This is a genomic window from Marinobacter nauticus ATCC 49840 (assembly GCF_000284615.1).
In the GTDB taxonomy this organism is placed as follows: Bacteria; Pseudomonadota; Gammaproteobacteria; order Pseudomonadales; family Oleiphilaceae; genus Marinobacter; species Marinobacter nauticus.
This window is the reverse complement of the sequence record NC_017067.1, coordinates 3,340,529-3,361,187: the sequence shown is the minus strand read 5'-3', so window position 1 is coordinate 3,361,187 and position 20,659 is coordinate 3,340,529. Positions and strand designations below refer to the sequence as shown.

Here is a 20,659-nt window from a genome sequence, read left to right as displayed (position 1 = left end):
TCAGCCGGCTCCGGTCAGGGCGTGGAAGGTTTCGGCCAGATCGCGGGTGCCTTCGGCGTCGCAGATGGCCTGGCCATTGCCGTCAGCCAGCAGTTGGCCCTGGTGCAGGATCAGTACCCGGTCATCGGCGCGAACTTCTTCAATCAGGTGGGTGGCCCAGAGTACGGTCAGGCCGTCTTCTTCACTCAGGGTCCGAACGTGTTCGTTGAGCGCCATGCGGCTTGCAACGTCCAGGCCCACCGTGGGTTCGTCGAGCAACAGCAGCGAGGGCTCATGCAGGAGAGCCCGGGCGATTTCCACCCGCCGGCGATGGCCACCGTTAAGCTGGCGGACGGCATCGTTGGCGCGCTCCAGCAGGTTGAAGCGTTCCAGTTCCCGATCACCCCTGGCTCTGGCTTCTTTGCGCGACAGTCCGTGCAGAGCGGCGTGGTATTGCAGGTTCTGACGAACGGTCAGGTCCAGATCCAGCGCGTTCTGCTGGAACACCACGCCGATCTGGCGCATGGCCTCGGCCGGCTGGTGTTTTAGGGACTGCCCGGCCAACCGGAGTTCTCCCTGCTGCAAGGCCAGCAGACGAGTGAGCAAGCCAAACAGGGTGGATTTCCCCGCGCCGTTTGGCCCGAGCAGGGCATGAAAACGGCCAGAGGTCAGCGCAAAGCTGACCTCCCGGAGCACCGGCCTGTCGCCGTAACGAAAGCTGAGGTTGCTCGCTTCAATGGTCATGACGTTGGGTCGATCACCACACCCCAGGGGTAGCGGCCTACCTTGATGGATTTAATCACCTTCAGGTCTTCCACATCGATCACGGAGACATCGCCGGACACGCCGTTGGTGGTGTAGAGATGTTTTTCGTCCTTGTCGAGATCCAACTGCCACACCCGGGCGCCGACCAGCAGATAGTCCAGAACCTCATAGGTCTGGGCGTCTACGACGGCCACGTGGTTGGAGGGCCCCAGTGCCACAAAAGCGTATTTGCCATCGGAGGTCAGTTCAATGCCCACCGGCTGGACCCGATCCTGATTTACGCCGGGCACCTTGAAGGACATCTCATGGATCTGCTCCAGGTTATCCACGTCGATGATGTGCACGGTGCCGCCGATTTCGGCAGACGCCCAGGCAATCTTGCTGTCTTTGGAGAACTCCACGTGGCGCGGGCGCTGGCCCACGACGATGTTCTTCTCGATCTCGAAAGTCTCGGTATTGATCCAGTGCAGCATGCTGGTGGTTTCGGAGGTGTTCACCGCCCACTTGCCGTCCGGGCTCACCGCCATGCCTTCCGGTTCGATACCCACATCGATCTGTGCCAGAACATCCTTGGTGTCCACATCCACCACCGTCACGATGGCGTCGTCCTCGTTGGCGATGTACAGGTGCCTGTTGTTCGGGTGCAGCGCAAACTGCTCGGGATCTTCGCCCGAGGGCAGGGTGTCCACAATCTTGCGGGTGGCCAGGTCCAGTACCTGCACCGTGTCGTCGTCACTGGCGCAGATGTACAGCTTGGTGTAGTCCTTGGAGAGCAGGATGCCCCGGGGCCGCTGGCCAACATCAATGGTTTCGATCACTTCCCGGGTTTCGGTATCAATCACCGATAGAGTATTGTCTTTCTCGTTGGAGACATAGGCCACGCTGGCCAGAGCCGGTGTCGACAGGCCGATCATCGCCGCCAGGGCTGTGTGCTTTAACAGGGATTTCATGTTGGTACTCCTTATTGTTTTATAAGTGGCTAATCTTTGGTTCAGCCGTTGTTCCGACATTCGCTCTCGGGCTGGTCGAAGCCGAGGGTATCCAGTTCGGTATTCGGGTGAAGAAAGCCTTCGAACGGGGCGGTGGCCACCAGCCCTCTGGGGTGAACCATCGGAATGGGTTGACGCATCTGGCCATTCCAGTCCCGAAAGGTCACTTTTCGGCCCTTGAAAGCCGCCAACTGAAACTTGTCGCTGAACAGAAAATTCCGGATCTCGGTGGCATTGGCTGAGTTCAGGTCGGTCACGGCAGTGCCAATGGCGCGAATGGCGGCCCAGGCGGCGTAGTCTTCGCTGTTCATGTCGCGATTGGCCAGTTCGTGGAACCGGTTCTGCAGTTGCGCTGCGCCCCAGCTCTCCACTACCCGGTGCCAGGTGACCGGCGACATGCCCTGGGTGCCCACCACCGGGCGTGGCAGCCAGGTATTGAATGGCACGTACTCGCCAAAATCGCCCCGCACATCGGCCACCACCACCGCGTCGTAATCTCTGGCCTGAGTGAACAGGGGCAGCTCTTTGGAGGCCGTGCGGCGGAGATCAGCGTCAAAGGTCCAGGGCTTGTCCTCGACAATCTCGAGCCCGAAGCGCCTGGCAGAACGGCGGAAGGCATTGGCCCAGTTCCTATCCGCCTCGGTGGGGCCGGTAATCAGAAAAACCTCATCCCACCGCCGCTGGTTCAGCCACTGGCCGAGCGCATCGGTGAGCATGGAATAGCTGGGTATGGTGTGTATCAGGTTTACATGGCACTGGCCGGTGCGCAGGGCATCGTCTTCGGCGCCGGCATTGAAAATCAGGGGGTTGTCGCCGGCCTTCTCAGTGAGGGCCTTTAAGGTCGAGGCTGGCGCGTTTACTACAAACAGATCCAGCCCGTTCTCGCGCATGGCATCAAAGGCCGCAATGGCCGCCTCTTCCGAATCCGCCACATCACTCTGCAAGGAGTAGGTCTGGCCCAGGAATTTGCCTGTAGTGCTGTTGTCGTTGATGGCTAGCTCGGCGCCCCGCAGGCCGGCGTCTTCCGGGTCGGGAAGCACGTTGGACAGCACCGGTCCCTGATCCGGCACCCACTGCAGATAGCCAATCCGCACGTCCAACGATTCCGCTTTCAGCGGGGTTGCTGCAGCCAGGGCAATCAGTAATGGAGCCACGGTCCGGGCGAGAAAAGACATGGGATTCTCCGGTTTGTTGTTGTGCTTCCAGCTTATGAAAGGGGGAGAAGCCCGGAAATATTCAGAAAGTAGGAAAGTGGCGGTACTAAAGAACTATTCCGGTGGAAATTGTTGGCTTTAGCATGGGGGTAGAGATGGTATTTTCTCGCAACGGATAAAAACAATGACCGTATATCGGAAGATTTCCCTGTTGATGCTGGCGGTTTTCCTTCTTGTTTATTTGCTTGGAGCGCTGTTCTACACCCAGCAAGCCCGCCATGACGTTCAACGGGAGCTCGAAGGCGCTGCCGGGCTCGCCGGGAGCCTTGTGAGCCCCACTACTCTTCCAGAATCCGTTGTAGGGACTCTTCGTCACCTGACGCCTGTAGATGACACAGGCGGAAGCAGGGGTGGAGAGGTGCCAGCATGGTTCTCTGCACTGATCGCCGCGGAATCGTCTCCGCCTGTGGTAAACGGCTGGCAGGTGAATCCCAAAGACGAAGTTGAGGAGATCTGGGAAGGTTTCCTGCTGATTTCGGGCGCCTATGCTATTGGTATGGGCCTGTGTTTTCTTGCCTTGTTCTTCATCGTTCGGCGCGGCATGCGCACACTGGCCAGTCTGTCTGAGGCCATGGGGGCGGTTTCGACAGGTCAACTGACATCCCGCCTACCGCGTCAGGGTGAACAGGAACTGGATGCGCTGGTTTGCCGGTTCAATTCCATGGCCGTGGCGCTCGAGTCAGAACAGCAAACGGTGAGCCGCCTGCTTAACGAACTCCTGCAGTTGCAGGATCGGGAACGCGAGCACATCGCCCGGGTGTTGCACGACGATCTTGGCCAGTACCTGACGGGCATTCGGGCCCAGGCACGCAGCCTGCTCTACGACCCGGATCTCAGCGATCGCCAGAAGCAGCAGGCCAGAGATCTGGCGGAACACTGCGAGACCATCCAGAAGCACTTTCGGCATTTGTTGCAGGAGCTGCATCCGCTGGTGATGGAGCAACTGGGGCTGGGCAGTGCCATTCGCCATCTGACCGAGCAATGGCAACAGCTCAGCGGCCTGGAATGCCGCCTGGCGATGGACGAGCGCCTGCCCGATTTTACCGGGGAGCAGCAAACCCATCTGTATCGGTTCCTTCAGGAAGCCCTGAACAATGTTTCCCGTCATGCCAACGCTTCCTGCGCCACGCTGGCGGTTGCCCGCAACGATAACGAGTTGAGCGTAGAGGTGCGTGATGATGGTGTGGGCAATGATCAATTCCCAGGCAATGCCGGCCTGGGCGTGCGTTCGATGTGTGAGCGAGCCCGCTGCCTGGGTGGCGAGGTAAGGTTTCTGAGCCGGTTGGGCGAGGGAACGCGAATCCGGCTGGCCGTGCCGCTGACTCCAGGTACCGGAGGTGTTGCATGAAACTGATGATTGTGGATGACCACCAGGTAGTCCGACAGGGCATCGCCAACCTGCTGCGATCCATGTTGCCGGCGGTAGCCATCACCGAGGTCGATAACGGTCAGGATGCGGTGGCCCGCTATGGCGAGCTGCGGCCCGATGTGGTGCTGCTGGATATGGGGTTGCCCGATATCTCCGGGCTGGAGGTTGGGCGACGACTGCGTCAGCGCTGGCGGGGAGCGGCGATTCTGTTCTTCACCATGCACGATGAGCTGCCCATGGTGCGTCAGGCTCTGGATGTGGGAGGGCTCGGTTTTGTCTCCAAGAGCTGCGCACCCGAGGAGCTTGCGGAGGCCGTAAAGCGGGTAGCGTCAGGCCAGCCCTATATTGAGCACCCGATTGCCACACGTCTGGCCATGAATCAGGAGCGGCCGGTCGATCACCGCCTGCGGGATATGACCCAGCGGGAGATGGAAGTGTTGCTGATGTACGCCAGAGGAGAGAGTCTGGGCGGAATCGCCGAACGCTTGTGTGTCAGCAGCAAGACCGTGTCCAACCACCTGGCCGGACTGAAAAACAAGCTGCAGGTTTCTTCCTCCGTAGAGCTGATTCACCTGGCCGTGGATGCCGGTCTGATTCGCTATGGCCAGTTGGAGCAAGCCAGGCGGGTCTGAGCCCGCCCCGGCTCACCAGTCAAAGGGGCAGGCCTTGCAGCCCTCCATGTAGGTGCCCTCGAAGGTGGCATAGTGGATGCGGCTTCCGGTGAGGTCCGCGCCTGCCAGATTGGCCAGCCCCAGCTTGGCTTCCTGAAGGTTCGCGCCCCTGAGGTTGGCCCCCTCAAGATTCGCTTTGGGCATCCAGGAAATCTCGAAACTGCTGAATGGCATGGTGGCGTTTATCAGGGTAGCCCCGGAAAAACGGGAGAAGTCGAAGTTGGCGCCGGTCAGATTGGCGCCGCTGAAGTCTGCACCCTGGGCGAACAGGTATTCGCCTTGTATTCCCTGCAATTCGGCATCCTTTAGCGATGCCCCCCTCATGCTGGCCCGGTAGACCTGAAGACGATATCCGGTGACGTTGTCGAGGTTCGCCCCGTCGAGGTTGGCGCCTCGCAGACTGGTGTGGCTCAGGTTGGCGCCCGACAGGTTGGCACCACGAAAGTTGGCAGAGCGTAGATCCATATTGGACAGATCCGCGCCCTGAAGGTCCGCTCCGGGGCAACTGGTTTCACGTTCAAGTTTGCAGCCGTTGATGACCGGAACCGGCTCAATATCGGCCATATAGTCACCGCCGAAAACGGGGGTGAACGCGAAAAGAAGAGCGGCTGTTGCGGTGGCTCTCATGGATTCACTCCTGAATCAATCGTAAAAAGGGGCCTGGCAAGGTGCCAGGCCCGAACCGGAGGAAAATTAGCGGGAGGCCTGTGCCCAGGAGGGCATCTTGAAGACCCAGAAGGATCCGCCCTGGGAAATGGGCTTGGTCAGCTCCGCCATGTCGCCACCCCACAATGGAACGGCCCCGCCATAGCCGGAGGCCACACCGATGTACTGCTCTCCGTCCATTTCCCAGGTGATCGGCGACGAGATGATTCCCGAGCCGGTCTGGAACTTCCAGAGTTCTTCGCCGGTCTCGGCATCGAAGGCCTTGAGATATCCGTCACCGGTTCCGGTAAAGACGAGGCCACCCTTGGTGGTCAGAACGCCCGCCCACAATGGCATTCTTTCCTTGTGCTCCCACTCAATGTCACCGGTGATCGGATTCATGGCTCGAAGTACGCCTACGTGGTCGTCGTACATCCGCTTGATCCGGAAGCCCTGACCCAGGTAAGCCGCACCTTTTTTGTAGGTAACTTCCTCTGTCCAGTAATCCTCTTTCCAATGGTTGGCTGGAACATAGAACAGGCCGGTGTCCTGGCTGTAGGCCATCGGGTTCCAGTTTTTACCGCCCAGGAAAGGGGGCGAGACTTCAATAGACTTGCCTCGGGTTTCTCCTTCAGCAACCGCCGGCGGGCGCTGGCCTTCTACCTCGACCGGGCGGCCGGATTCCAGGTCGATGTGCGTGGCCCAGGTGATATTGTCGACAAAAGGAAACGCATTCTTCAATTCACCGTTTTCACGGTTGACCACGTAGAAAAATCCATTGCGGTCGGCGTGGGCCGTAGCTTTTACCGTGTCTCCGTCTTCATCATATTCGAACAGCACGAGTTCGTTGTTGCCGGAGAAATCCCAGGCGTCGTTTGGCGTGTGCTGATAGAACCATTTGACCTCTCCCGTGGTTGGATCGACGCCAACCTGGCCGGAGGTATAGAGGTTGTCGTAGTCAGCGGGGTCACCTCCGGGCGAAGTACGTTTCCAGGTATTCCAGGGGGCCGGGTTGCCGGCGCCGATGATAATGGTGTTGGTTTCTGCATCGAAGCTGGCGCTTTGCCAGGGTGCGCCGCCGCCATGGCTCCAGGCCTCAACTTTTCCGGTTTCAGTATTCGGATCATCAGGCCAGCTGGGTGCCCGAGGGTCTCCCGTTGGCGTACTTTTTTCGCCGTTGAGCCGACCGAAGTGGCCCTCAACGAACGGGCGCATCCAGATTTCTTCGCCGGTATCCGGGTCGCGGGCAAACAGTTTGCCGACGACGCCGAATTCGTCACCGGAAGAACCATGAATCAGCAGGACTTTTCCGGTTTTCTGGTCTTTCACCAGCACCGGGGCTCCGGTCATGGTGTAGCCCGCCTCGTGATCGGCGAACTTCTCGCGCCAGACCACTTTTCCGGTGTCTTTATTCAACGCGACGATGCCGGCATCGAGGGTACCGAAGAACACCTTGTCACCAAAGATCGCGGCGCCCCGGTTGACCACGTCGCAACAGGGACGAATACCCTCGGGCAGGCGGTGACTATATTCCCACAACCGCTCCCCGGTCCTGGCATCCAGCGCGAACAAACGGGAGTATGAGCCGGTGACGTAGATCACGCCGTCATGGACCAAGGCCTGGGATTCCTGACCGCGCTGCTTTTCATCACCAAAGGAGAAGGACCAGGCGGGAACCAGGCGCTCCACGTTATCGCGGTTGATGGTTGTCATCGGGCTGTAACGCTGGGCTTTGGGGCCGATACCATATCCCAGCACGTTTTCGGGGCTGCGGGCGTCATTGGCAATGTCATCCCAGGTAACCTCTTTGGCCTGGAGTTGGCCGGCCAGACCGGCCGTGGTCCCCAGCGCCAGTGCCAGACTGATACCCCGCAACAGCGGGTGCTTGCGTGTTCTGATGCTCATATTCTTTCCCCTTGGTTTTTGTTGTCGCCATCGTCTTGCCCATGGCATCGACGTCTCGAGTATTGGCTGTGACCGGGGAATCTGGCGACGGAAAACCGCCTTTCAGTACCGGGAAAACGTCAGGGAAAACCGGGAAATGTTCCCGAACAGGCGCTTTTTAACTGAAATGCATCGAGTTTCACCGGAGGAATTCGAGCCCTCATGCTTTGGCCTTCGCTCTCTGCGTCTACTACCAAGGAACTACGCCAAAACCCCCAAAGTGGCATTCGGAATGCCCCGGTGGATTCCTAGACTGGAAGTCAGCACGTTGGCGACTGATAAATCCAATAGCCAACCACTGGGAATCCAATAACAGAGGTAGCAACAATGGCAATGTCCTTTTCACTCAAAGCACTGGTGACTGCGTCCCTGCTTGGCCTGGCGGGCCTCGTCTTTGCGCACGGCAACGTCACACCACAGGAAGTGGATACGGGCAACCTGCCGACACTCGGCGATGAAATCCGGATGGAAAACCCGTTCCGGGAAGGTAACGAGTACGGCGATATGAACGCCCAGGCGGTCAAGATCGGCGAGAGCGCTTACGCCGGTAATTGCGCGGGTTGCCATGGAATTCGAGCGATGTCCGGAGGCCTTACGCCTGATCTGCGGGAACTGACGGAATGGGATGACGAGTATTTTATCAACCGCGTGCGCAATGGCACCGACCGGGGCATGCCGTCATGGAAGAAAACCCTGGATCAGAACGCAATGTGGGCCATTCGGAGTTATGTGGAGTCTCTGCCCAAGCCGGAGTAACGGAAGTTGCTTCGATTCGCTCAAGGTTAAAACCGGGTCGGCCCAGTGCCGGCCCGTCGTCGTTGGGAGAATACAATGAAAATACTGGCGCCCATTCTTGCTTTACTGTGCTTCACCCAGGCCATCCTGGCTCAGGAAATCGATGATGGTGACAAGCTGCTCAACCGTCCCGCGGAGCGCAACTACGACGTCATCCTTGAATCCGGCTACCTGAAGGTTGGGGTGTATCAGAATTTCCCGCCGTATTCCTATCAGGTGGATGGTGAACCGAAAGGGATCGATGTTGAACTCGGGCGTCGGATCGCCCGTGAAATGGGCGTGGAGTTCAAAGTGCACTGGATTGTGCCGGATGAGAATCTGGGTGACGATCTGCGCAACAATGTGTGGAAGGGCCATTACCTGGCAAAGCGCCGGCTCGCCGACGTGATGCTTCGGGTGCCTTATGACAAGACCTACGCGTACATGCAGGATTCCACCGGCGAGTACATCAACGAACAGGTTGTACTGTTTGGTCCTTACCAGCAGGAAACCTGGCAGATTGCCTTTGATCCGGCCAGGCTCGACAGCGTTGAGACTGTCGCTGTGTTTCAGTATCACCCCATCGGCGTGGAGATCGATACCCTTCCTGATTTTTACCTGACCTCGGCGTTTGCTGGCCGTATGCGAGAGAAGGTTCGGCATTACGGAAACGTTGCGGAGGCGTTCGGTGCGATGCGCTCTGGCGAGGTGAGTGCGGTGATGGGGATGCGAGCGGAGATCGACCATGAGCTTTCCAAGCCCGAAAACGCGCAATTCAAAGCTGCGAGTAACGGTTTTCCCGGTATTGGCAAGCAGGTCTGGGATGTTGGTATGGCGATCAAACACACCCATCGGCAGCTTGGCTATGCGCTCGAAGCCATTGTAGACAGGTTAGTGCGATCCGGTGAGATGAACGAGCTGATGTCTGGCCGGCAGCTCCGATACAGTGTGCCCGGATACTATCGGGATTTTCTTGATGAGGCATCTTTGGCCCGCGCCGAGGGCCGTCATTAGTGAGAAAGGCTCGCCATCGGCGAGCTTTCTTTTTGGGGTATTACTACCAAGTGATGAGAAAACCTGTTCCCCGGGGCAATTGTTGGTTTTGGTGTCAGCGCGAAGAATCGTACCAGAGGCGGGAAAAGTTCCCGGTTCGCTGAAACGACGACAAGAGAACCGAAAACAAGAGACTTGGAGAGCGCAACCATGAGAACCAACAAGTTCGGGATTCGCATTGCGGCCAGCGCCCTGGCGATGGCTGTTTCGTATGGCGCCCATGCGGTAACCGACGACGAGATTATCAACGATCACAAGAGCCCCGAGGATGTAGTGAGCTATGGCATGGGTACGCAGGGCCAGCGCTACAGCCCGGTGGCGGACCTGAACACCAGCAACGTTCAATACCTGCAGCCGGCATGGGCTTTTTCGTTTGGCAGTGAAAAAATGCGGGGGCAGGAATCCCAGCCGCTGGTAAAAGATGGGGTGATGTACGTTACCGCCTCCTATTCAAGAATGTACGCCATTGATGCCCGGACCGGCGAGGAACTCTGGCAGTACGATGCGCGCCTGCCGGATGGCATCATGCCCTGTTGTGACGTGGTAAACCGCGGCGCTGCCATCTATGGTGACAAAGTGATCTTTGGAACTCTGGACGCCAAACTGGTGGCACTCAATAAAGAGACCGGCAAGCCCGTCTGGATCAAGAAAGTGGCGGACTATCAGGCTGGTTATGCCATCACGGCAGCTCCGATGATCGTCAAAGGAAAGGTCATTACCGGGGTATCCGGCGGTGAGTTCGGTATTGTCGGCAAGGTTGAAGCCTATGACGCCAACACGGGTGATCTGGTCTGGACCCGCCCGACCGTAGAAGGCCACATGGGCTATGTCTACAAGGATGGCAAAAAAATTGAGAATGGTATTTCTGGCGGCAAGGCTGGAGTGACCTGGCCCGGTGAAATGTGGAAGAACGGTGGTGCCGCCACCTGGCTGGGCGGGACCTATGACCCCGATACTGATTCCCTGTTCTTCGGCACAGGTAACCCCGCCCCGTGGAACTCTCACCTGCGCCCGGGTGACAACCTGTTCTCGTCTTCCCGTCTGGCGATCGATCCGGATGATGGCAGCATCAAATGGCATTTCCAGACCACGCCGAACGATGGTTGGGATTACGACGGGGTGAACGAGCTGATCTCCTTTGACTACGAGGAAAACGGCAAAATCGTCAAGGCCGCCGCAACGGCAGACCGAAACGGTTTCTTCTATGTTCTGAACCGTGAGAACGGCGATTTCATCCGTGGCTTCCCGTTTGTAGACAAGATTACCTGGGCCGAGGGGCTGGACCCCGACACCGGTCGTCCAATCTACACCGAGGGCGGTCGTCCGGGTAATCCTGCCGATATGGACGGTAGCAAAGGGGAGACGGTGCTGGCCCAGCCCGCGTTCCTTGGTGGCAAGAACTGGATGCCGATGGCCTACAGCCAACAGACGGAACTGTTTTATGTACCGTCTAATGAATGGGCCATGGATATCTGGAACGAGCCGGTTTCCTACAAGAAGGGTGCGGCGTTCCTGGGCGCTGGATTTACTATCAAGCCGGCCAACGATGACTACATCGGCGTTCTGCGGGCTATGGATCCAAAGACCGGTGAAGAGGTCTGGCGCTATGAGAATACGGCCCCCCTGTGGGGCGGTGTGATGACGACGGCGGGTGGTCTGGTCTTCACCGGCACGCCGGAAGGGCATCTGAAGGCGTTTGATGCCAAGACTGGCGAAGAGCTCTACCGCTTCAACACAGGCTCCGGTGTGGTTGGTACTCCGATCACCTGGACCATGGACGGTGAGCAGTATGTGTCCGTGGCCTCTGGCTGGGGTGGTGCGGTTCCGCTCTGGGGAGGAGAAGTTGCCAAGGTGGTGAAAAACTTCAACCAGGGGGGCATGGTGTGGACGTTCAAGTTACCCAAAGACCGGATCGCCAGTAAGTGATCTGAACGATAAAAAAGGTCGCCCCCGGGCGACCTTTTTTATTCCCCTGCCGGAGACAGGCCTATTCTATGGCCGATTCACCACTCTTTGCCGGGAGGCCTGAAGGGCTTAACCAGACCGGCGCTTTTCTGTGCGGCGCAAGGCGCCTGGGGTGTAATCCCAAGCCGTGCTCTTTGCGCCACTGGCGTGGGCTGGTTCCATACCAGCGTTGAAATGCCCGGGAGAATGAGGCCAGGTCTGAGTAACCGAGAATGCCTGCCAGTTGGGTAAGACTCACGGTCGATTCCTGCAGATATCGTTCTGCCAGGTTCTTGCGTGTGGCGTTAAGCAATGTCTGGAACGAGGTCTTTTCCTGGGCCAGGTACCGTTGCAGGGACCGGGGGCTTAGCATCAGGTAGTCTGCGACAAGCTCGATGCTTGCGTTGCCGGCGGGCAGGCAGGTTCGAATCAGGCGCTGGACATAGTCTGGCAGTTCCCGCACCGAGAGCGCGTCCATTTTCTCCAGATGTTCCCGCATAAGCGCATGCAACCCCGGGTCAGAGTCACTCAGGGGCAGGCTGAGCAAAGACGCATCGAACACCCAGCCGTTGCTGATACTGTTAAATTGCGGTGTCACGCCGAGCAGGCGGGCATAGGTTTTGGTGGAGCTTCCTGCTCCGTGTCTGAAATGCACCCCGGCCGGCTTCCAGGCAGGCCCCATGAGCATCCTCATCAGCGATAACCCGACGCCGATGGCCAGTTCCACGATCTGTCGGCTCGGTGTGCTCTCCTGCAGCGCCGGTTCGTAACAGAGGAAGGCCATTCCTTCCTGAACCGAGGTGGTCACTTCGGCAGCACTGGAATGCAAGTGGTAGTACCGGGTTAGCTCGCTGAGCGAGTCCCCTACGGTATTGGCGTTCTTGAACAGGTATAGAAGCCTGCCAAAGACGGCGGTGCCCTGAAAAATGCCGTATTCAAGACCAAACAGGGGATGTCCGGAGGCCCTGGCACAGTTTTCAAGGAGCTGTGTAAAGCGCGTGTAGGCGATCAGGCTGTCTGGTTGCTGCAGAGTGTCCTCGGGCAGACCGGCGCTGGCGAGCATGTCCCGGTAGTCGAGGGTATGTTTACGACAAAACTCGTCGAGCCGGGCCAATGACGAGGCGCGGGAAAGGTCAGTCAGGGGCATGGCGGCATCTTGTTGTTCCGTGGGCGATGAGAGGGAGTCTTCCTGATGTGGCGCAAATTATCAAATTTTTGGCGCGTATTATCAGGTTTGTATCAAGTCGGTGCGCGAGGATTTGGAAGGGTCTTCCCGGACCCATGGCATAACAACTTATAAAACCCAACAGGAATAAACATGAAACCCTGGCTTGATTCTTACCCCAGCGATGTTCCCCATACCGTTGACGTGGATGCCTATGATTCGGTTCTCGGCCTGTTCAGGGATGCGATAGCCAAGTTCCCCGATCACGTAGCCATTGAGTGTTTTGGCGCATCCCTGACCTTTCGGGAGCTGGACGATGAGTCTGATGCCTTGGCCCACGCGCTGCAAAGCCGGTATGGCGTGGCGAAGGGGGATCGGATTGCTGTAATGCTGCCAAACATCTTTGCCTATCCGATTGCCCTGCTGGCAGTGCTGAAAACCGGTGCCGTGCAGGTAAACGTCAATCCGCTCTATACTCCGAGGGAACTTGAGCACCAGCTTAACGATTCGGGCGCTGAGACCATTCTTGTCTATTCCGGGTCGGCACCGTCACTGGCTGCCATCCGACACCAGACGTCGATCACGCGGGTGATCACCGTTAATCCCGGGGATGGCACCACTCTCTCGATCCCGGGCTCGGACATTCCCGAGGATCTTGGGGATTACACCCCATTGGCGGATCTGCTGGCGGAACACGCTGGCAAGCGACCGCAAGCCGTACCCCTGGCGGGGGACGATGTGCTGTTTCTTCAGTATACCGGGGGCACCACCGGCCCCTCCAAGGGCGCGACGCTCAGTCACCGTAATCTGATTGCCAATACCCTGCAGTTCCGCAGCTTTATACCCGCGGCCAATGAACCGGGGGCGGAAGTGGTGGTGCTGGCGCTGCCCATGTACCACATTTTCGGTCTGATGATCTTTGTTGCCTACGCGGCCATCGGTTCAAAGGCGATACTGATACCTAATCCCCGGGACATGGACGCCTACCTGGCTGCGATCAAGGATGCCGGATTCAGTGTTATTGGTGGTGTCAACACCCTGTATGCCGGCATGACCAAGCATCCTTTGTTCAAACAGGTGGACCTGTCTCGCTACAAGGTGGCGTTTGGCGGCGGCTCGAAGATCTTCCCGAGTACCTCTGAAGCGTGGAAAGCTCATACCGGCGCTCACATCGTTGAAGGCTTTGGTTTGTCTGAGACGGCTCCCATTCTGACGTTGAACCTGATGGGGCAGAACCGTTTCAGTGGGACTGTGGGATATCCGGTACCTTCGACCGATGTCAAAGTCGTTGATGATAATGAACAGGAGGTGCCGATAGGGACCCCGGGCGAATTGTGTGCCAGCGGTCCCCAGGTGATGAAAGGGTATTGGAACCGGATCCAGGAGACTGAAGCAGCCTTCACCCGAGATGGCTACTTCAAGACCGGTGATGTGGCAGTGATGCATCCGGACGGCCAGTTCGAGATTGTTGATCGCAAGAAAGACATGATTCTGGTTTCCGGATTCAATGTGTACCCGAACGAAATTGAAGCGGTGGCAGCGGAGTTGCCCGAAGTCGCGGAAGCGGCCTGTATCGGTATACCGGACGAGAAAACCGGGGAGCGGATCCGGCTGTTTGTGGCGCCCGTTGCCGGTGCCGATGTTGATGAGGAGGCGCTGATCAGTCATTGCCGCCAAAGCCTTGCCAGTTACAAAGTTCCAAAGGAAGTGACAATTCTGGAGGAATTGCCCAAATCCAATGTGGGCAAAATCCTGCGTAAAGATCTCCGGAATCTCTAACCCTCACCGCTGCTTGACGCAGACGCGGGCCCTGCCAAAGGGCCGCGTCTGAGCACCTGCGTGCACGTCCTGCAATCTACTACCAAGGGATGAGTTTTTCGCCCCCTTGGGATCATTCACCAATCCTGGTTTCACGACTACATTGAATAGGTAAACGCGAAGGCCGCGTTGGCAAGCGACAAACACAACAATGAGGTCAATGTCATGATCTACGCACAACCAGGAAAGGACGGTTCCGTTGTTTCTTTCAAATCCCGCTACGAGAACTACATTGGCGGTGAATGGGTAGCACCGGTTAAAGGCCAGTATTTCGAGAACATCACTCCCGTTACCGGCGAGGCGTTCTGTGAGATCCCTCGCTCGACGGCAGAGGACATTGAGCTTGCCCTGGATGCCGCCCATAAAGCAGCTCCAGCCTGGGGCAAAACCTCCCCAACCGAACGTTCCAATATTCTGCTCAAAATCGCGGACCGGATTGAAGCCAACCTCGAAAAGCTGGCCGTTGCTGAAACCTGGGATAACGGTAAAGCGGTGCGCGAGACCCTGAACGCAGACATTCCGTTGGCGGCTGATCATTTCCGCTACTTCGCGGGCTGTATTCGTGCTCAGGAAGGCCATATGGGCGAAATTGACCACAACACTGTGGCGTACCATTTCCATGAGCCCCTCGGTGTGGTTGGTCAGATCATTCCCTGGAACTTCCCGCTTCTGATGGCGGCCTGGAAGCTGGGCCCCTGTCTGGCAGCGGGTAACTGCACGGTGCTCAAACCTGCCGAGCAGACTCCTGCCAGTATTCTGGTTCTGATGGAAATCATCGGCGACCTGTTGCCGCCGGGTGTACTCAACATCGTTAACGGTTACGGTATTGAGGCCGGTCAGGCGCTCGCCACCAGCAAACGTATCGCCAAGATCGCGTTTACCGGCTCTACCCCGGTTGGCTCCCACATTCTGAAGTGTGCGGCTGAAAACATCATTCCTTCCACCGTCGAGTTGGGTGGCAAATCGCCGAACATCTACTTCTCCGATGTCATGAAGGCTGAGCCTGAGTTCATCGACAAGTGTGTTGAAGGTCTGGTGTTGGCGTTCTTCAACCAGGGCGAAGTGTGCACCTGCCCCTCCCGGGCTCTGGTTCAGGAAGACATGTTTGAGGAATTCATGCAAAAGGTCGTCGAGCGCACCAAGGCGATCAAGCGCGGTAATCCGTTGGACACCGAAGTGCAGGTAGGTGCCCAGGCCTCGAAAGAACAGTTCGACAAGATTATGTCGTATATGGAAATCGGCAAGCAGGAAGGGGCGGTTGTCCTGACCGGCGGTGACCGTGAACATCTCGACGATGAATTCAATAACGGTTTTTACATCCAGCCGACCCTGTTCAAGGGTGACAACAAGATGCGAGTGTTCCAGGAGGAGATCTTTGGACCGGTTGTTGGGGTGACCACCTTCAAGACCGAAGAAGAAGCACTGGCTATCGCGAACGACACCGAATTTGGTCTGGGAGCGGGCGTCTGGACCCGTGACACCAATCGGGCTTACCGCATGGGGCGTGCCATTCAGGCTGGCCGGGTGTGGATGAACTGCTACCACGCCTACCCCGCCCACGCGGCATTTGGCGGTTACAAGCGCTCGGGTGTTGGTCGTGAGACCCACAAGATGGCGCTTGATCATTACCAGCAAACCAAAAACCTGCTGGTGAGCTACGACACCAACCCGCTGGGATTCTTCTGATCCGGATGCGTCGGGGCTGTCTGCATCGGCCCCTTTTTCGTGTGACCGCACAAGGACGGTGCTTTTGTTGAGCCCGGCGTCTGCCGGGTGGCTCCTGCTGGAGCCCGGGATGTTTTACCACTCTCCTTAGGCCCTTCCCAGGGCCTTTTTTTATGGCATTTGTTTTTTGTAGACGACTGGTCTAAAGTGTTCTCAGGTTTTTGTAGACGAGCGGTCTAAAGTAAGCGTAATGGCAGAATCCAAGACACCCCAACGCAGGCGCGGCAGGCCACCCAAGAGCCAGAACGTCAGCTATCAGGATACCCGGCAGGCGTTGATTGAATTCGGGCTGGCAGTGCTGACCGAGAAGGGCTATTCCTATACCGGTATCGACGAAATCCTGAGGCTGGCCGGCGTACCCAAGGGGTCGTTTTATCACTACTTCGACAACAAAGAAGCGTTCGGCCGGGCGCTGATCGAAGCCTACGGTGACTTCTTCGCCCGTAAACTGGAGCGATCCTTCGCTGACGATTCCCGACCACCGCTGTCGAGGCTGGAGGCGTTTGTTCAGGACGCTAAAGCGGGCATGAAGAAATACGACTACCGGCGAGGCTGTCTGATCGGCAATCTGGGGCAGGAAATGGCGGCCCTCCCGGAAAGTTTCCGCGAGCTTTTGAGCGATACTTTTCGGGATTGGGAAGCCCGGGTTGCCCGAGTTCTTCAGCAGGCCCGGCAAGCGGGGGATATCCCTCAAAGCGCGTGTTGCGAGTCGTTAGCGCAGTTTTTCTGGATTGGCTGGGAGGGCGCTGTGCTCAGGGCCAAACTGGAGCAGTCAGCTCAGCCGCTGGACCGGTTTTTCCATGGATTCATGGCGCTTGTACAAAGTGCCTGAGAGCTCGATACGCAAGTTCACTGATTAAACGGAGAGCGGGAGGCAACATGTTCAAAGCAATTCTGATTGAAGGCAGTCGGGGTGATCAGCAGGTGGCCCTGAGGTCTGTTGAAGAGACCCAGTTGCCGGAAGGCGACGTCACGGTTGAAGTGGCTTACAGCACCCTGAATTATAAGGATGCGCTGGCGATTACCGGCAAGGCGCCGATTGCCAAAACCTATCCCATGGTGCCTGGTATTGACCTCGCCGGGGTTGTGACGGAATCCGACAATCCGGATTTCAAGCCCGGCGACCAGGTCGTGCTGAACGGTTGGGGTGTGGGCGAAAAACACTGGGGCGGGCTGGCTGAGAAGGCACGCCTCTCCGGAGACTGGTTGATTCCGTTACAAGTCCCGTTTACTCCGCGCCAGGCCATGGCCATTGGCACCGCGGGCTACACCGCCATGTTATGCGTGATCGCCCTGGAGAAGCAGGGCGTCAAGCCGGATTCGGGTGACATCCTGGTAACCGGAGCAACCGGAGGTGTTGGGAGTGTGGCGGTAGCGATCCTGGCTAAACTCGGATACTCGGTGACTGCGGTAACCGGCCGGCCCGAAGAGGAAGGGTATCTTAAGTCCTTGGGGGCGAAGCAGATTCTGGATCGGGCTGAGTTGACGGAGCCCGGCAAGCCGTTGGCCCGTGAAACCTGGGCGGGGGCTATTGATGTGGCCGGCGGACAAGTGTTGGCGAATGTCTGTGCGGCCATGAAGTATCGAGGTGTTGTTGCTGCCTGCGGTCTGGCGGCAGGGATGGACTTCCCGGCTACAGTCGCTCCGTTCATTCTTCGAGGCGTGACCCTTTGCGGTGTTGATAGTGTTATGGCTCCGAAAGCTGATCGTCTGTACGCCTGGAAGCGTCTGGCCGAGGACCTGTCCCCGGAGCTTCTGGACAGCATGATTACCGAGGTGTCCTTTGACGACGCTATCGGTGCCGCCGGGCAGTTGCTCGAAGGCAAGTTGCGGGGTCGCGTGGTGATTCCGGTCGCCGGTTAACCGGCGTTTTGAACAGACTGAAAACAACAGAGGATGCAGAATGTCGGACCCAAAAGAACAACCGATCAGCCGGTTTCCGGTGCCAGAGCTGGGCTCGTTGCCCAGCGACATCCGCGACCGGATTCTGAAAGTACAAGAGAAGTCGGGGTTCATTCCTAACGTCTTCCTGGCGCTGGCACATCGCCCCGACGAGTTCAGAGCGTTCTTCGATTACCACGATGCTCTGATGGAGAAGGAGAGCAACCTGACCAAGGCTGAACGCGAGATGATTGTGGTGGCGACCAGCAACCTGAATCAGTGCCAGTACTGCGTGGTAGCTCATGGCGCAATCTTGCGGATCCGGGAGAAAAACCCACTGATTGCCGATCAGGTGGCGGTGAATTATCGCAAAGCGGATATTTCCGAGCGCCAAAAGGCGATGCTGGATTTTGCCGTGAAAGTGTCGCAGTCGGCCTATGCCGTGAATGAGGACGACTTTGCCACATTGCGCGCGCACGGGTTTACCGATGAGGACGCCTGGGATATTACAGGCATCACGGCCTTCTTCGGTCTGTCCAACCGCATGGCCAATGTCACCAGCATGCGGGCCAACCCGGAATTCTATTCGCTGGGGCGCTGAGTGCAGGGGCGTTTACGCCCCTGCTGCATCTGTGGCCAGAATCCGCGCCTGTTTCTGCCGCTGTTTGGCCTGAACAATGGCGTCTACGCACTGATTCTGGTCCCGCAGAATCACAACGCACTCCAGGCACTGGATGCACTCGTCGTAGTCCACCCGGCCATCCTTGCGGATGGCGTTGATACCGCATTCGTTTTTGCAATGCTGGCAAGGCTGGCCACAGCGTTTGACCCTCTCCAGCCAACTGAACACTCGCAGTCGCCCCAGCACCGCCAGTCCTGCTCCCAGCGGGCACAGATAACGGCAGTAGAACTTGTGAACGAACAGGCCGATCGCCAGTAAGGCGAGGGCGTACATTACAAATGGCCAGTGCCTGACGAAATACAGAGTAATGCTGGTTTTGAACGGCTCCACTTCAGCCAGTTGCTCGGCCAGGGTCAGTGAAAAGAACGCGGTGGTCACAAGCCCGGCCAGTATCGGGTATTTCAACAGGATGAGCCGGCGGTGCCAGCGCTCAGGTATTTTTATCTGCCGCAATCCGAGCCGCTGACCTATCCACGCGACCAGTTCCTGAAGTGCGCCAAACGGGCAGAGCCAGCCGCAAAAAAGCCCGCGCCCCCAGATAAACAGGGTGACAAAGGTGTAGGTCCATAGAATGAATATCACCGGGTCCAGCAGAAATACGTTCAGGGAGAAGCCATCCCAGAGAGCCAGCAACAAGGTATAGATGTTCACGACCGAGAGCTGCCCCTGGGCATAAAAGCCAATAAAGAAGAGCGTGAAGAGCAGAAAGCCCCAGCGGAAGCCGTGCACCAGCCGGGGATAGCGTGTCAGGGTTTTTTGGTGCGCAAAGAACACCGTCAGTATGGTCAGGCCAGCAATCAGCAGGCTGATCTGCCACCATCGTTCTTTCCAGAGCCCAATCCAAACCGGTTGCTGGCCTTCATTAAAGCCTGGTGCCACCTCGACCGGTTCAAACAGGTCCGGGGAAAAAGTCACGGGCAGCGTGAAGCGTGCGTGGTCGGTGATCAGGTGATTTCGTGGCGCAGTGATGTCCAGATGGAACGATGCCTCGGAACCCGGGTTGAAGCCCGCATTGCCGCCGACCCGGAACAGGTTCATGGCGGCCATATCGGGTGCGCCCGGAGCCATAATCTGTTGATTCGGTTCGAGCCAGTTCAGATCCCTCATCTCGATGGCCAGCTCATTCTGATTGAGACCGATTCGGCTGGGCGTACTGCCGGGCACAAAGGCTTCGCTGACATGAGAATATACGCCTTGTGACATCACCATAATGACTTTGCCTCGATCATTCAGGCGTTCTTGAAACGCTTTGTAGCCTTCGTCGCCAAGCAGGTTTCGCCCCACCATGGGTGAATTCACATAGGCAAAATAGATCTCTGTAAATGCCTCGCCGGATGGAGGCGACAGGTCGGTTGGGTAGTCCGTCAGCGGGCGGCCCAGCTTCGCCTCCACCTCCTGCGCTGAGAGTGTCCGCTTCTGGACGTAGCCGCGGTTCAGCAGTTGTTGCCAGGTCAGAGGCTCATAATAATCTTGTCGGGCCCTTGTGGGGGCCGCCTGGGCGAACCCTTCCAGCTTGCTTCTGGCAACTTGTAAGGCGGAGGAGAGTATCGTGTCATTGATGATCAGCACAGAAACCGTGGCCTTGCTCACACCATCAAAGTAGACCTGTTGGCCACCTGTGTCGCGACTGGAACGACTGGACGCCTGAACGATGATCTGGTCTTTCAGGGACCGCCCTTCATACTGCGCCACAAATTCGTTCAGAGGTGCTTCGCCCAGGCCATGCAGAAATACAGGCTCGTGATGGTGAAGCACCTCGACGCCCGTGAATCGGCCTTTGGTGTCCAGGCCGATCATCATGGTGATCGGCTTGCCCGCGAATCCCTGCAAGGTAACAAAATCGGTTGAGACATAGGCGTAGCCCAGCAGTTCCTGGAGCTGGTACACGGGGTAGACGGGAAAGTCCGGCAACTTGTCCTCAATGACGGTTGCTGATGGAAACAGAGACTGAATGACGGCCCTGGGCTCCGGTGGCGGCTCAGCCGCGTAGGCAGAGGCTGTGAACACCAGTGAGAGCAAGAGTATCAGGCGCCCCACCATG

At 57.8% G+C, this 20,659-nt stretch carries 17 protein-coding genes; 10 read left to right on the top strand and 7 right to left on the bottom strand.

All coding sequences use genetic code 11. From position 1 onward, the window contains the following. From MARHY_RS15605 to MARHY_RS15595, 3 genes are read right to left on the bottom strand one after another with little or no spacing between them, the layout of a single operon-like run. Nucleotides 1-723 (bottom strand): lanthanide ABC transporter ATP-binding protein PedB/LutE, encoded by a 723-nt coding sequence (locus MARHY_RS15605; protein WP_014422667.1) that lies wholly within the window; start codon nt 721-723, stop codon nt 1-3. After that, a complete protein-coding gene (locus tag MARHY_RS15600) occupies nt 720-1,694 on the bottom strand; it encodes a YVTN family beta-propeller repeat protein (protein ID WP_014422666.1) in 975 nt (324 codons plus the stop codon). The genes MARHY_RS15605 and MARHY_RS15600 overlap by 4 nt, the downstream gene beginning before the upstream one ends. 41 nt (nt 1,695-1,735) lie before the next feature. Then, nucleotides 1,736-2,908, bottom strand: coding sequence for a lanthanide ABC transporter ABC transporter substrate-binding protein PedA1 (locus MARHY_RS15595; RefSeq protein WP_014422665.1), 1,173 nt, complete (start codon nt 2,906-2,908; stop codon nt 1,736-1,738). A 163-nt stretch (nt 2,909-3,071) separates the two neighbouring features. Between MARHY_RS15595 and MARHY_RS15590 the strand changes: the two genes are divergently transcribed. Continuing rightward, nucleotides 3,072-4,295: a sensor histidine kinase gene (locus MARHY_RS15590; RefSeq protein WP_014422664.1), complete on the top strand. Its 1,224-nt coding sequence runs from the start codon at nt 3,072-3,074 to the stop codon at nt 4,293-4,295. Next, the gene (locus MARHY_RS15585) at nt 4,292-4,948 is read left to right on the top strand and encodes a response regulator (RefSeq protein ID WP_014422663.1); all 657 of its coding nucleotides are present in this window, start codon (nt 4,292-4,294) and stop codon (nt 4,946-4,948) included. Before MARHY_RS15590 ends, MARHY_RS15585 begins: the two co-directional genes overlap by 4 nt. Nucleotides 4,949-4,960: 12 nt before the next feature. Here the strand turns inward: MARHY_RS15585 and MARHY_RS15580 are convergent, their stop codons facing one another. Together MARHY_RS15580 and MARHY_RS15575 are read right to left on the bottom strand one after the other, a co-directional pair. Then, nucleotides 4,961-5,614: a pentapeptide repeat-containing protein gene (locus MARHY_RS15580; protein WP_014422662.1), complete on the bottom strand. Its 654-nt coding sequence runs from the start codon at nt 5,612-5,614 to the stop codon at nt 4,961-4,963. 66 nt (nt 5,615-5,680) lie between these two features. Continuing rightward, nucleotides 5,681-7,537 carry a PQQ-dependent methanol/ethanol family dehydrogenase gene (locus tag MARHY_RS15575; protein WP_014422661.1) on the bottom strand — a complete coding sequence of 619 codons (1,857 nt, stop codon included), beginning with the start codon at nt 7,535-7,537 and terminating at the stop codon, nt 5,681-5,683. A gap of 366 nt (nt 7,538-7,903) precedes the next feature. Here MARHY_RS15575 and pedF point away from each other — a divergent pair, with 366 nt between their 5' ends. From pedF to MARHY_RS15560, 3 genes are all read left to right on the top strand, one after another. Continuing rightward, on the top strand, nt 7,904-8,332 hold the full coding sequence (pedF, locus tag MARHY_RS15570) for a cytochrome c-550 PedF (protein ID WP_014422660.1): 429 nt from the start codon (nt 7,904-7,906) through the stop codon (nt 8,330-8,332). 75 nt (nt 8,333-8,407) lie between these two features. Further along, a complete protein-coding gene (locus MARHY_RS15565; protein ID WP_014422659.1) occupies nt 8,408-9,364 on the top strand; it encodes a substrate-binding periplasmic protein in 957 nt (318 codons plus the stop codon). 189 nt (nt 9,365-9,553) lie between these two features. Continuing rightward, the gene (locus MARHY_RS15560) at nt 9,554-11,329 is read left to right on the top strand and encodes a PQQ-dependent methanol/ethanol family dehydrogenase (RefSeq protein ID WP_014422658.1); all 1,776 of its coding nucleotides are present in this window, start codon (nt 9,554-9,556) and stop codon (nt 11,327-11,329) included. A 61-nt stretch (nt 11,330-11,390) separates the two neighbouring features. Here the strand turns inward: MARHY_RS15560 and MARHY_RS15555 are convergent, their stop codons facing one another. Continuing rightward, a complete protein-coding gene (locus MARHY_RS15555) occupies nt 11,391-12,494 on the bottom strand; it encodes an AraC family transcriptional regulator (protein ID WP_014422657.1) in 1,104 nt (367 codons plus the stop codon). Between the two features lie 171 nt (nt 12,495-12,665). Between MARHY_RS15555 and MARHY_RS15550 the strand changes: the two genes are divergently transcribed. The 5 genes from MARHY_RS15550 to MARHY_RS15530 all read left to right on the top strand — a co-directional run bounded on the left by MARHY_RS15550 (nt 12,666) and on the right by MARHY_RS15530 (nt 18,537). Beyond that, on the top strand, nt 12,666-14,291 hold the full coding sequence (locus tag MARHY_RS15550; RefSeq protein ID WP_014422656.1) for an AMP-binding protein: 1,626 nt from the start codon (nt 12,666-12,668) through the stop codon (nt 14,289-14,291). Nucleotides 14,292-14,495: 204 nt separating this feature from the next. Further along, entirely contained in the window at nt 14,496-16,016 is a 1,521-nt protein-coding gene (gene exaC, locus MARHY_RS15545; protein ID WP_014422655.1) for an acetaldehyde dehydrogenase ExaC, read from the top strand. Nucleotides 16,017-16,245: 229 nt separating this feature from the next. Next, the gene (gene acuR, locus MARHY_RS15540) at nt 16,246-16,887 is read left to right on the top strand and encodes an acrylate utilization transcriptional regulator AcuR (protein ID WP_014422654.1); all 642 of its coding nucleotides are present in this window, start codon (nt 16,246-16,248) and stop codon (nt 16,885-16,887) included. A 47-nt stretch (nt 16,888-16,934) separates the two neighbouring features. Beyond that, nucleotides 16,935-17,918, top strand: a complete 984-nt coding sequence (gene acuI / locus MARHY_RS15535; protein WP_014422653.1) for an acrylyl-CoA reductase (NADPH) — start codon at nt 16,935-16,937, stop codon at nt 17,916-17,918. A 40-nt stretch (nt 17,919-17,958) separates the two neighbouring features. Next, entirely contained in the window at nt 17,959-18,537 is a 579-nt protein-coding gene (locus MARHY_RS15530) for a peroxidase-related enzyme (protein WP_014422652.1), read from the top strand. Between the two features lie 12 nt (nt 18,538-18,549). Here the strand turns inward: MARHY_RS15530 and MARHY_RS15525 are convergent, their stop codons facing one another. Beyond that, complete coding sequence (locus MARHY_RS15525; protein ID WP_014422651.1) at nt 18,550-20,658, bottom strand: NosR/NirI family protein; 2,109 nt, start codon at nt 20,656-20,658, stop codon at nt 18,550-18,552. Nucleotide 20,659: the final 1 nt, after the last annotated feature.